Annotated in this window: 10 protein-coding genes and 1 riboswitch; of the genes, 3 read left to right on the plus strand and 7 right to left on the minus strand. The window is 39.9% G+C overall.

The window, feature by feature from the left end; genetic code table 11:
• Positions 1 to 114: 114 nt before the first annotated feature.
• The 5 genes from ATS74_RS10770 to ATS74_RS10790 form a co-directional block, all read right to left on the minus strand.
• Entirely contained in the window at positions 115 to 411 is a 297-nt protein-coding gene (locus ATS74_RS10770; protein ID WP_058548904.1) for a hypothetical protein, read from the minus strand.
• Positions 412 to 792: 381 nt separating this feature from the next.
• The gene (locus ATS74_RS10775; protein ID WP_058548905.1) at positions 793 to 1,344 is read right to left on the minus strand and encodes a DUF4136 domain-containing protein; all 552 of its coding nucleotides are present in this window, start codon (positions 1,342 to 1,344) and stop codon (positions 793 to 795) included.
• A 108-nt stretch (positions 1,345 to 1,452) separates the two neighbouring features.
• Complete coding sequence (locus ATS74_RS10780) at positions 1,453 to 4,230, minus strand: hypothetical protein (protein WP_058548906.1); 2,778 nt, start codon at positions 4,228 to 4,230, stop codon at positions 1,453 to 1,455.
• Positions 4,227 to 4,775, minus strand: coding sequence for a condensin complex protein MksE (locus tag ATS74_RS10785; protein ID WP_058548907.1), 549 nt, complete (start codon positions 4,773 to 4,775; stop codon positions 4,227 to 4,229). Before ATS74_RS10785 ends, ATS74_RS10780 begins: the two co-directional genes overlap by 4 nt.
• 3 nt (positions 4,776 to 4,778) lie before the next feature.
• Positions 4,779 to 6,050, minus strand: coding sequence for a hypothetical protein (locus ATS74_RS10790; RefSeq protein WP_058548908.1), 1,272 nt, complete (start codon positions 6,048 to 6,050; stop codon positions 4,779 to 4,781).
• 212 nt (positions 6,051 to 6,262) lie between these two features.
• On the opposite strand from ATS74_RS10790, the gene nhaD reads away from it, so the two are divergent.
• Together nhaD and lysC are read left to right on the plus strand one after the other, a co-directional pair.
• On the plus strand, positions 6,263 to 7,510 hold the full coding sequence (gene nhaD, locus ATS74_RS10795; RefSeq protein ID WP_058548909.1) for a sodium:proton antiporter NhaD: 1,248 nt from the start codon (positions 6,263 to 6,265) through the stop codon (positions 7,508 to 7,510).
• Positions 7,511 to 7,608: 98 nt separating this feature from the next.
• Positions 7,609 to 7,781, plus strand: a riboswitch (Lysine riboswitch).
• A gap of 75 nt (positions 7,782 to 7,856) precedes the next feature.
• A complete protein-coding gene (gene lysC / locus ATS74_RS10800) occupies positions 7,857 to 9,248 on the plus strand; it encodes a lysine-sensitive aspartokinase 3 (RefSeq protein ID WP_058548910.1) in 1,392 nt (463 codons plus the stop codon).
• Here lysC and ATS74_RS10805 read toward each other — a convergent pair.
• Positions 9,237 to 10,001, minus strand: a complete 765-nt coding sequence (locus ATS74_RS10805) for a 4'-phosphopantetheinyl transferase family protein (protein ID WP_058548911.1) — start codon at positions 9,999 to 10,001, stop codon at positions 9,237 to 9,239. The two genes, lysC and ATS74_RS10805, sit on opposite strands and share 12 nt — an antisense overlap.
• Before the next feature lie 139 nt (positions 10,002 to 10,140).
• On the opposite strand from ATS74_RS10805, the gene ATS74_RS10810 reads away from it, so the two are divergent.
• Positions 10,141 to 11,463 carry a sodium-dependent transporter gene (locus ATS74_RS10810; RefSeq protein ID WP_058548912.1) on the plus strand — a complete coding sequence of 441 codons (1,323 nt, stop codon included), beginning with the start codon at positions 10,141 to 10,143 and terminating at the stop codon, positions 11,461 to 11,463.
• A gap of 96 nt (positions 11,464 to 11,559) precedes the next feature.
• Here the strand turns inward: ATS74_RS10810 and ATS74_RS10815 are convergent, their stop codons facing one another.
• Positions 11,560 to 12,540: a 2-hydroxyacid dehydrogenase gene (locus ATS74_RS10815; RefSeq protein WP_058548913.1), complete on the minus strand. Its 981-nt coding sequence runs from the start codon at positions 12,538 to 12,540 to the stop codon at positions 11,560 to 11,562.
• Positions 12,541 to 12,628 lie beyond the last annotated feature (88 nt).

The following is a 12,628-nucleotide window of genomic DNA, read 5'->3' on the forward strand; positions in this document are numbered from 1 at the left end:
ATAGATAAGGAGCCTATAGCTAAAAAAAACAAGGAGAATGCTATTTGATTTAATAACATTCTGGTATTACTAATATTAACGTGTTTTATTTTTGGCTTCTTTCTTGGTTTTGTATTATTTGATTGCTTCATGCTTACCAAAAAGAGTAATAAGCATAGCTATAAATATTCCGGCAAAGCCAACGGTTGAGAAAACTAAGCTATATTCACTTTTAATGCTGAAAATATTTAGAAGACTAGTTATTAACAAAAGTGATATTCCAGCAGCTTTTATAATTTCTTGTGTTTTATTCAAACGAACCCATGTTCGACAAGATGGGCACTCGACTTCAAAAAATATCCCTTTTTTATTAGTGTTTTTTATTTCCGTACTTTTGATCTTATTATGGCAACTAGGGCATGTAGGTTTCATTTTAATCCTTTATTTAACCTTTTTAATTTCTCTTAAGACCCTAAAACCAATATAGCTTGATCTTCAGTTTACTGTAAATACCATTCGCAGGGAGTTATGTAAGTGTTTCTGCTAAAATCTATTTATAAAGGTAATACTGTCAACGCTACTTTAGATAGGCTCAAAACTTTAATTATATTAGAAAAATTATACATAATTTAAAGCTCTCCTTCTTGCACAAATAATTAGCGCCTACAACTTAAATTTAGCTCGGAGTAGTTGTAGACGTGCAGCTTGCTGACGTGACGAGCGCAGCTCGTAATTACTTAAATCTAAAGTCCCAAAACAAACAGCCACAAAAAAGCTCACATACTGTGAGCTTTTAAACAACTAACTTTAAACTTACAGCTGCTTGTGCGGCGGGAAGTTACTTAGTATGTTAGCGACTGTTTCCTTAATTGACGCTTCGCGTTGCTCAGGTGTTTGTTTTTTCTTTAAACGACCTTCTTTAGCTCCGCGCCAGATCAGCTGGTTAGATTCGCGGTCAATAATATCTATAACTAAAGTACCCACTTCGTATTCGCGGGCAGAAACGTCACGTTGAAAACCTGTACCCCAGTATCCCCAACGAGCGCCGTAACCTACGTTAAAGGTATCTACTTCAAGCTCTTTATCTACCGATGCATGGTAGTTAACAAGTACATCCGCTTGTGCTGCGTCTACTAAGCTCATACCCAACGTTTGGCTAAGCTCTTTATTAACAGCGGTACGTACGCGTTTTTCCATTAAGCCGTTAATTTGATAATTTGTGGTGTCTTTAGTTAAGCTCGCGTTTTCTACCCAAGCAAATGTTTTAAAATTACTAAAGTTAGCTGATTTGTCGTAATCCCAATCAGGGGTTTGTGTACAGGCTGTAAGTAGTGCTAGCGCTGCAACAATAAGTATATTTTTCATTACGTTTGCTCCAATAAAATGCGTTACCTTAAAATAACACACATCATTTAAATGTGTATTATTTTAACGTTCTATATTTTAGTTTAATAGCTGAGCCTTAATGGCCAATTAACTGTGTTCGACTTCTATCCAATCTTTTTCGTCTACCCAGTTTTGTGCGCCATCTTTTACTGAACGAATAGGCACAATGTAGTCACAACTTATTTGTGGCTTAACCGAGGCAAATATAGGCACAAAGCCAAAGCTCAGTGCAGTTTCTATAATTGCTTTTTGGTTTTGCGGGTCGATATCGGCCGCTTCATCTATATAAATAGGTATACGGTAAAGGTTTTGTTCCTGATCGCTTAATAAGTAACGAATAAACAACATGCCACATAATAACTTAATAGTAATACGAGTTCCGTTTGAGCCGGCTGAGTCTATTTTTTCAAAGTGTTCGGTTTCACCTGCGCGGTTTACCACTTCAAAACGAATGTCGAACAAATCAGTTAAGGTGAGGCCTGCTTTATCCGAGGCAAGTTTTATTAAGTGATCTTTTGCTTCGTTTACTGCGCTTTCGCTAAAGGGTTCTTGGCTTAGTAAATCAAGGGTGTCGCCTTGCTCAAACTGATGCGACGTACTGATAATAGTATCAATACTATCAACCAGCATTTTGCGCGGTATTACGTTAATTTTAAACGCTTGAAGGTTAGAAATACGGTGCTGGCTTATGCCTTTATTAAAGCTATTCATCTCGCGGCGAAGGCGATCTAAGTCTTCTCGCAAGCCTTTAATGGTTGCGGCTACTTCGGTTAGTGCCACGCGTCCTTGGCGTTCAACGGCATCGCGTTCGTTATCAAGGTTGTGAAATGCGCTAATTAATTTTTGATATTTAGTAAATTCGTCGTTTTCGTTATCGAACTTAGTAATGCCTGCGTTATATACATGCAAATAGGTATTACGTACGTTTATGTCAAAATTGCGCAGCTCTTGGCAGTCTTTATTAAAGTGATGTACTAAATCGCTTAAATTATCAAAATCGACTGTTATATCAATCATGTATGGGGTTACTTTACCGCTGTATAAATCGAGAGTGTGATCAATTCGCTCGCTTTTAACTTGGCGTAGGCGCTCGGTTTGACGATTAATTTGCTCTTGTTTCGATTTAATTAACGAGCGTCTATCTGCAATTGAGCCACTATTTTTTTGAATGTCTTGCAGGTAGTCGTCAACTTGTTCGCGCTCTGCTAATAATTGCTCTTTTAGCATGGCTTGCGCTTCTACCGACTGCTGCATTACCTCAAATTGCTCTAAACGTTTTAGGGCGCTCTCAAGGCTCATTAGTTCATCGTAGAGTGCGTCTTTTTCTTTTTGTTTATCGGCAACATTTGCAGCCACTTCGCGCTGTTGTTTAAACTCTTTTAATGAGTGTTCAAGTGCACTCAACTGCGCTGTTAATTGCTCTTTGTTTTCGCCGCTTTGCATGTGTACTGGCGAGAGCTTTTTAAGTTTAATACTTGCGCCTGGAAGCGTTAGCACACCGCCTTTAACGTTTTCACTTAATAGCGATAAAAACTCCCCAAAGGCGTCTTCGTCATTAATGGTTATATCGCCATTAGTGGTGGTTGCAAACGAGAGTAGGTCGGGGTTTAAAACGCGCGATATTTCTTCTACTTCTTTAAGTGATAGGTCTTCGCGCATACGGGTAAACAAATTAAACTCAAGGTTTTTAAGCTGCAGTTTTAAACTTTTGATTTGTTTTTGCGTTTCGCTAATACGGTAATCAAGCGTGTGCAGGCTTTGCCCTTGTGCGCTGGTTATTGAGTGCGAAAGCGACTCGTAATCATGCTTAAGCTGGCTAAGGCTAGTTTTAAGAGTGGCCTTATTTACCAGCTCAAACTCGCTTTTTAGCGCGCTGTAATCTAAAAACCATTGCTCAATTTGGGTTTGTCTGCGCTCTATATCGCGTGATTGCTGAACGTATAGGCTTTGCTTTTGTTCAAACTCATGTTTTTCGTGTTCTATGTCTTCAAGTGCAACACCTAACTCATTTAGCTGCGCCTCTTGGTAAGTATCAAAGTCAATGAGTGCTTGGTCAATTTTAGGTGCGTAGGCTGCTAACTTACCTTTAAGCACAGTTTGATTTTCAAGCATTGATTCAAGCGCGCTTATTGGCTCTTGCATTGATTCAAGGGCTTTTAATTCACGTTTAGCGCGGTTTACTTTATCAAACGAGCGACGCCAGACTTCGTAAAAGTCGACCTTTGAGTTTGACATATGGCGTTCAAACACGCGTAGCATAAAGCGTTTAACATCGCTTGCGCCCAATTTATGTAAGTTAAGAATACGTCTAAAAATTTCTTTATAAATGGCAGAGTCTTGCACATTATTAAGCGGGATCATTTTTAAATTAATGTCGCCATCAAACGGGGTTGCGCCACCGGTAAGTAGGGCGTTCAGCTCTTGTGCTTTTAGCTCAATAGGGTTGTAATTAAGCGATTTTAAATGATTAAACAGCTTGGTAAACTTAATTATGGTATTACCTTGCGTGTACTGTTCTAAATCAAGTTTGCCCTGGTAACAAAAGTACTGATGTGCGTAACCGGCTATTTTACCAAGGCCCGCTACACCAATAACAACCGAGCCATGAGGGAGGTTAGCTTCTAGTAAAATGTACGACTGATCCGATGAAAAATAAAACTTACGGGTTTCATCTAAATCGTGTCCGTCCCATTCGGTTAAGCGTAAATCGTTTATAAGCGGAAATTGCAGGGCGTTAATAACCGAGCTTTTACCGGTATTGTTAGGTGCACAAATAGAGCTACTTTTATCAAGCGGGATCACACATTTTGCATAGCCTGCAGTATTAAGTAAGGCGAGTTTACTCAGTCCGTATAGGTTTTTCATTCCTCGTCCTCCGTAATGTAGGTTTCTTCGTTTACTTCCATGAGTGCATCAATATAGCGGTGAATAGGCGCTTGTAGCATAAATCCGCCTTCTACTTCTCGGGCTAAACCTAAGCGCACCATGCGCAGGTATACGTCTTTACGTAAATCTGAGCCCGAGAATATCTCAAGCTGATCAAATAAGTGTTTGTTAATTTGCACTAAGGTTTGCATCAGTTCTAAATCGTTTACGTCATCAAACAAGGCGCGCATTGGGTCTTTACCCGTATTGGCAAAATGCTCAATTAAAATGTAAATAGTAAGTGCGATAGCACGGGATATTTTGCCCATATTTGGCGTGCTTTCGTCGCTTGTAAAGTAGTAAAAGCCGCGGCTGTCGTGTTTTAAATCGTGGCCAAGGGCGTTAAATAAAGCACTGTAGGCGTCTATGTGTTGGTCAAGCTCTTGCCACATTACGTTGTCTTGTTCGCAAATATGATAACCCGCAACTAATTTCTTATTAATGGCTTGCAGGTGTGTTAGCTCGTCTAGGTTTATATGTGTCATGTGTTACTCGTCTGCCTTTGTATCTGGCTGAGGCGCTGAATTAAATGGGTATAATGAAAAGTGTTGGCCGGCTATTTTTACGCGCGCTTTTTCATCGCTTTGGCTAATATGCACGTCGCTGTCGCTGACTAGTTTTTGATACAAAAATAGCATTTCGTCGGCGTCTAGGTCGGGATAGCTTTCATCTAAAAATTGCAGCAGTGGTTGAGGCTTTTTGCGTTTTTTATTAAAGCGTTTTGCAAAGGTTTTTTTAACATCGTGGTAATCAGGAATGTTAGGCGTTACAAAAGCCGGTACGTCTTGTTGCTCTGGAAGCTGGTATTCTTCATGTTCAAATTCCACTAAGCTTGCCATGTAAGCCACTATATGGCGCTGCTGCCCAAGCGAATAGCGCTGCGCATCGCTTACAAAGTTTGGCTGTACCGCACTTAGCATGTTGTCTACGCCATTTTTACGCACCAGGCCGAGCACTTTTGCCGCTTGGCGGGTAATTAAGTTATTACGGCGTAGTTCTTCGCGCAGTGGCATGAGCATATCGGCACTTTTACGTAAGCTTTCTCGGCCAACTAAATGCATTTCGAGTATACGGGTACGTAACTGCTCAAGCATGCGTTTGTCGTTGTAGGCTTTACCCGAGCGCTCAATGTGCTCTATTTGCTTACTTATTTGTTGCTCAATAATTGTAAAGCAGGCATGAAAATCGCCCCTAATATCGACCATTTCAAGCATCGGCTCTATGTATTCGTCAAAGGCTTCTATTACGGCTTTGTAGCGCTTTTGCAAAGATTGCACAGCGTGATCAGACTTAGCTTGCTCAACAATATTTAATATGGCGTTTTCGTTGTGCGCGTAGAGCTTCATTATTTTACGCACCCGATCATCCATGATGCGGCTAAAACGGCGCAAATCGTCATAGTCTTCCATTTCGCCAGCATTATCTAAACGGTTTCCTAGACGGGCTAAGTCATCAACCAAAACGCTAATTTCTTGTGCTAAACCTAGGTGTTCTTCTTGTAATAAAAAGGTCGCAAAATCGGCAATGGCACGGTTAATTTCAAGCTGAGAAGATTTAGCCAATGGAATGAGTATATCTTGATTGAGCAAGCGATTTGTTTCTTTGTATATGCGCTCGTTTGTCCATGTGGGCTGCTTTTGCTTAATGGCGTTTTGTACGTCTTTTAGGCTAAAGTCGGCCATTTTAAAACGTTTAAATAATAGCTCTAAAACACCCCAATGTTCGCTAAGGGTATTTAGCAGCTTTTTAGCTGGGATCATATGAGGTTACAACATCCTAGTATTTTATTATTGAGTTCTTACAAAGGACTCATTATTACGTATTTTGCCTGCATATAGTATTCGTTTTTAAGACCATTTAATAATAGTTTTTGCACATCTGTGGTGCTAAAATCCGCACCAAAATTAGGAACGATCAAATGTGAGTTATTTGAACGTTCTGTTAAAACTATATCAAAGGTTATTTAACTACCATGGTCCCCTCGATAATTTTAACCCTAATAGCGATTGCCTTTTTACTGATCGTTATAGAAGATATAATTCACGTAAATAAAGCTAAAACAACACTCTTTTTTGGAACGCTTTGTTGGATTATACTTTTTGTTAACCCTCTTCATGGGCAAAGCCCAGCAACTATTCAGCATCTTCTTAACGAAAACATATTAGAAATAGCCTCACTGTGGCTGTTTTTAATGGCCGCTATGACCTTTGTTGCGTATTTAAACTCTAAAGGGTTTATAGAAAATATTGTGCACCGGGTTATGCCTAAAAGCATTAGCGAACGGCAGCTTATGTTTTTAGTGGGCGGCTTTGCTTTTTTGTTTTCGTCTATTTCTGACAATGTAACCGCTACGCTTATATCACTTGCTGTGGTTATGTCGTTAAATCTTGAAACTAAAAAGCTCATTAAATACGCCACACTTATTGTGTTTGGGGTTAACTCTGGCGGTGTATCGCTAATAACCGGTGATGTAACCACCTTAATGATATTTTTGGACGGCAAGGTTTCTATTGCAAACTTATTACTGCTTATAGCGCCTGCGTTTATAAGTGTAATGCTATTAGCGCTTTTACTCTCTATTGGTATGAAAGGGCAAATAGAGTTTGTAGGCTCGCAAAAAAAACGTATAGAAAAAACCGACATTACCATCGCCATCATTTTTTTATCAACCGTGGTAAGTACGTTAACACTTAGCGTAATTTATAGCGTACCGCCGCTATTAACGTTTTTATTTGGCTTATCGGTAATGTTTTTAGTGGCGCAATTTTTAATGCGCAAAAAAGATATAAACAAAGACATCATCGATTTTGTACGCGACATAGAATACGACACGCTACTGTTTTTTGTGGGTGTACTTTTACTTGTTGGCGCATTAAAAGAAATTGGTATTTTAAGTAAATTTACCGATTTATATACAGTAATGGCACCTGAATACGCTAACTATTTAATGGGAATACTCTCGGCAGGGGTTGATAACGTACCGCTTACTGCTGCGCTATTAAAAGCAGATATAGTAATGAGTCAGCAACATTGGTTGTCGTTTACCTATGCAACAGGTGTAGGTGGGTCAATGCTTATAATTGGTTCGGCAGCGGGTATTATTGCCATGAGCAAACTTAAAGCACTTACTTTTACTAGCTACTTTAAATTATCGCTGCAATTATTAATTTGTTATACCGTAGGTTATGCAGGCGCTTACTTTATGGGTGGTTTTGTTTAATATTTACTATAAATGCTTGACACCTAGACGTCTAAACGATAACTTTCAAAGCCCCGCTAATTAGCGGGGCTTTGTTTTATTAGCCAATGGTTAATAAAGCATTCAGAAGAGGTGCGATACTTAGGTATTTAATGGTAGGTGACGAACGCCAATAACCATTAAAGAGGGAAGTACTCGCCGAGAAAAACAATGGTACGTCGCTATTGTTTTTCGGTTTATGGGGCTGAATCCTCAAAACTGTCACCAATATAGGTGGAGAGCTTCTGGCAGCGGACTTATCTTCAAGCATTCCTTTGCCAAGTTCTTCTTGTTTTATTGCGGTTTGGATACCGCGAAAGGAGACTAAATGACTACCCAATCAGCGCCACAAACAGTGCCTAAAACAGAGTTAAGCGCAAAATCAGATTACATCGTTGCCAAATTTGGCGGAACCAGTGTTGCAAACTTTGAAGCGATGAGTCGCTGCAGCGAAATTATTGTTGCAGATAAAAGCGTACGTATTGTAGCTGTGAGCGCCAGTGCCGGCGTAACTAACCACTTAGTTGCACTGTGTAAATCAAGTATTACCCCAGAGCATCGCCAAGAACACATAGACGGCGTGCTAGCCATTCAGCACGCTATTTTAGATGAATTATCGCTTGATGCCGATTTAGCCGTAGGCTTTAACGAAACATTAAAAGCATTTCAAACACTAGCGATTGAAACACTAACAACTGATCAGCAGCACGATGAGCTACTTAGCTTTGGTGAGCGTTTATCGTCGTACTTATTTGCGCAAGTGCTACGTTTAAAAGGCTTAAATGCCGACCGTTTTGATGTACGAAAAGTACTTAAAACCGACAGCCAGTTTGGTAAAGCAACACCTAATGTTAAAGCCACAGCGCAAGCGGCTAAAGAAGTATTAATTCCGTTGTTAGATGAGCAGGTAATTGTGACTCAAGGTTTTGTTGGCAGCGACGAATTTGGCCAAACAACCACGCTTGGCCGTGGTGGTTCAGATTACAGCGCTGCATTACTTGCTGAGGCGATTAACGCTAAAAGCGTACATATTTGGACCGACGTAGTGGGTATTTTTAGCACAGACCCTCGTTTGTGTGCAAAAGCAACACCTATAGCCCGTTTAAGCTTTGACGAAGCCGCAGAAATGGCTACCTTTGGCGCAAAAGTATTGCACCCAGCCACTATTTTACCAGCCAGCCGTAGCCACATTAATGTGTTTGTAGGTTCAAGCCGTGAGCCAGAGCGCGGTGGTACGTGGATTGAGCGCGAAAAATCTCAGCATCCAGGTATACGCGCCGTAACGCAACGTAAAAACCAAATTTTGCTCACACTTAAAAGCCCTGAAATGCTATTGGCAAGTGGCTTTTTAGCCCGTGTGTTTACCATTTTAAGTGAGTTTAATATATCGGTAGATTTAGTTACTACCTCTGAAATAAGCGTAGCTATTACGCTCGATAACGCGCCTAATGCCTCGCGCCCAGAGCTTGAGCAAGCGTGTTTAGATAAGCTTGCTGAATTTTGTCATGTATCGGTTGAAAACAACTTAACGCTAGTGGCGCTTATAGGTTCAGAAATACAGCTTCGTCAGCACGAAATGAACCTAATGAATGTACTAAAAGAGTTTAATATTCGTTTAATTTGCCACGGTGCAAGTAAGCACAACCTTTGCTTTTTAGTAGAGCAGGGCGAGTCAGATACCGTGGTACAGGCTATACATAGCCGCCTACTAGAGGCATAAAAAGCTAAAGTCTGTTATTAAAAAGCATCGCCAGTCGATGCTTTTTTTATGCGCTACAGTTACATCAAATTGGGTGTGTTTGCTATTACTTTCAACGGTAACACAGTTACTTGATGCACTCAGTGTTGCCATATTTAACTCATTAAACACGTTCGGGCTAAGCAATTTAGCAATAGGGCGGCTGGTGGCTTTAGCAAGCGATTCTTTTATTGTCCAAATTCTAAAAAAGGTATTAGCTTGGGTTTGCGTATTACTTGGCTTGGTAATTAGTGCTATTTCGTCTGCGTGATAAAAATGCTTAGCGAGCTTTTCAAATGGGCGCTTTAAGCTTATTTTTTCAATATCAAAACCAAACTCAGTTTTAGCTAAGTTAAGGGCTACGCCGACCAAACCGTGGGAGTGTGAAATACAGGTATTAATAACCTCGCCACTAACATGCAGTTGTAGTTTTGCGCTCGCCTCGTCAAATTGAGTGCTCATAACATTTAGCGGTGTGTTTGCGTATTGTGGCTTAGCTATTTTAACCAGCTGTTTTAGCAATATACGGGTAGCCAAGTATTCTTGTTTTGCTTGCGCTCGTTTACGGCGGTTTATAACGCTCAGCTCAAACGGGCTAAAGTAATCAGGTAAATTAAATTTACTTACATCTAGTTTTGTAGCATCAAATAATAAAATACTGTTATTAGCTAACGGTAAGTTTGTTAATTGAATAGGAGTAATACTTAAGGTGTTTTTAAAATAATGTGCGGTCATAAATGCTTAAAATGAGTGAGCCGCTGTAATTATGAGCGGTTAGCAGAGCTTATTTATACAACGAGCAATTTTATTACTCAGCTGGCATGAAATATGGTTTAATTCACAACTATCAAAATAATAACAGATTTGTAGATGTATGGCACAAGTGCGTGATGGCTTTCAAAGCCGATTTGGTTTTGTTTTAGCCGCTGCTGGCGCAGCAGTGGGTTTAGGTAATATTTGGGGTTTTCCTACACAAGCGGCCAACCATGGTGGCGGTGCATTTTTACTGGTTTACTTTATTGTCATTTTTTTATTGGCATTGCCGGCGCTTTATACCGAGCTTTACTTAGGTCACAAGGCACAAGCAAACCCAGTAAAAGCCCTTGGCGATACATGGCAAAATACTAATAAAAAAATAGGTGCTGCGGCAGGTTATATTGGCCTTGCGGGCGCTGTGGTTATGCTTAGCTTTTATTCTATTGTAGCTGGGTGGATGCTTTCATACGCCATTGAGCCCATAACCTCATTTTTTGGCTTTGATGCCGCAAGCGACTTTTTACACAGTGACTCGGTACTGCGTAATTTTGTATTTACGCCACTTATGCTTATTTTAACAGCCAGCATTATTTTAAAAGGGGTTAAGTCGGGTATTGAAACCTGGTCGCGCCGTTTAATGCCTTTGTTACTGGTTTTATTAATTGGCTTAATTGTTTATATAGCCAGCTTAGATGGCGCAAGCAAAGGTTTTGCCGCGTATTTAATACCTGATTTTAGCCAAGTGCTCGATCCAAATTTAATTATTGCAGCAATGGGACAGGCGTTCTTTTCGCTCTCGTTAGGTGTAGGTTGTATGATGATTTACGGATCGTACTTACAACCTGGTGCAAACCTTCCAAAACTAACCGCAAGCGTTGCACTACTCGATACAAGCGTGGCATTTTTAGCCGGTTTACTCATTGTGCCTGCAATTTATGTAGCGCAACATAATGGCGTTGAAGTGTTTAACGGCGGTAAATTAATTGGCGAAGGGCAGCTTATTTTTGCCATTTTACCAGAGCTATTTAACACGATGGGCGAAATTGGTTTATTAGTCGGCTTGTTGTTTTTTGTACTTATGTCAATTGCATCGGTTACATCAACTATATCAACCACTGAGATCCCGGTTGCCTTTTTAGTCGAAAACCATAATGTGAGCCGCACTAAAGCAACGTGGGCAGTCAGTTTAGTCGTACTTATATGTGCGAGCGCAATTATACTAAACTTTGATTGGTTATTTGGTTTGGTAATTATGCTGTTTACTCAATACCAATTACCGCTAATGGGGTTGTTTTACTTTATTACAGTAGGTTGGATGTGGCAGCGTGGGAATAAATTACATGAAGCAACAACAGGGATTCACTATTGGTTTGCTCAGTACATTCGTTTTGTGTGCCCAATATTAATGACCCTGGTATTTGCTAACGTAGCCTTTGGGTGATTATGGCTAAGCCATAGAGCTAGCATTAAAAATAGATTAATAAAGCGAAGTGAACTTATAAACTCACTTCGCTTTTTTGTATCTATTTTAAATAACTTATAAAACCTCATTAGTTAGAGGCTTACTTTCACAAACTTCCAGCGCGTTTTGTATAGTTGTATTAGCAATCTCGGTAAGTGCTTCTTGGGTAAAAAATCCCTGATGACCTGTTACTAATACATTTTTAAAACTGACTAAGCGCGAGAATATATCGTCTTGATTTATTTCATCGCTGTGGTTTTTAAAAAATAGCTCAGACTCTTGCTCGTACACGTCGAGCCCTAAATACCCCAGCTTTTTAGTTTTAAGTGCGTTTATACACGCTTTACTATTAAGCAGCGCGCCACGTGAGGTATTAATAAGCATAACGCCGGGTTTCATTTTATTAAATGCTTCATCATTTATTAAGTGGTGAGTTTGATCTGTTAGTGGGCAGTGCAGTGAAATTATATCGCTTTTAGTGAGCAGCGAATCTAAATCGGTAATAGTGTAATTACCAGGTTGTGCATATGGGTCGCACACTAAAACGTTTGCACCAAAGCCATTTAATATATTACAAAGCGCAAGGCCAATTTTACCGCAACCTATAATTCCAACCGTTTTGCTGTGCAGGTTAAAGCCTAATAAACCGTTTAAATCAAAGTTGTCTTCGCGTACGCGGTTATAGGCCTTATGCGTTTTACGGCTAAGCGTAAGCATAAGTGCAATACAGTGCTCTGCTACGGCTTCTGGGCTGTATGCGGGTACGCGTAATACGTTCATGCTATTTGCTTTTGCAGCAGGTAAATCTACGTTATTAAACCCCGCACAGCGTAGTAAAATGGTTTTTATACCAAAGCTTGCAAGCTGCTTTATTACAGCGTCATCAACGGTGTCGTTTACAAATACACATATAGCATCAAAGTCTTTAGCTAAAATGGCGGTGTTTTGATTAAGAGATTGCTCTAAATAAGTAATCGATACACTACCTTGGCCTGTAATGCTTTGCTCAAAAAAAGGCTGCTCGTACTTTTGGGTGCTAAAAAAAGCAATGTTCATGTTATTGGCTCCAACGCTTATATGCTCATCTTTATAACATTAAACTACTTTTAGGTAATCCGCTTTAATAAGCGCCACTTAATTGTTT

The organism is Pseudoalteromonas sp. H103 (assembly GCF_001469205.1).
Lineage (GTDB): Bacteria > Pseudomonadota > Gammaproteobacteria > Enterobacterales > Alteromonadaceae > Pseudoalteromonas > Pseudoalteromonas carrageenovora.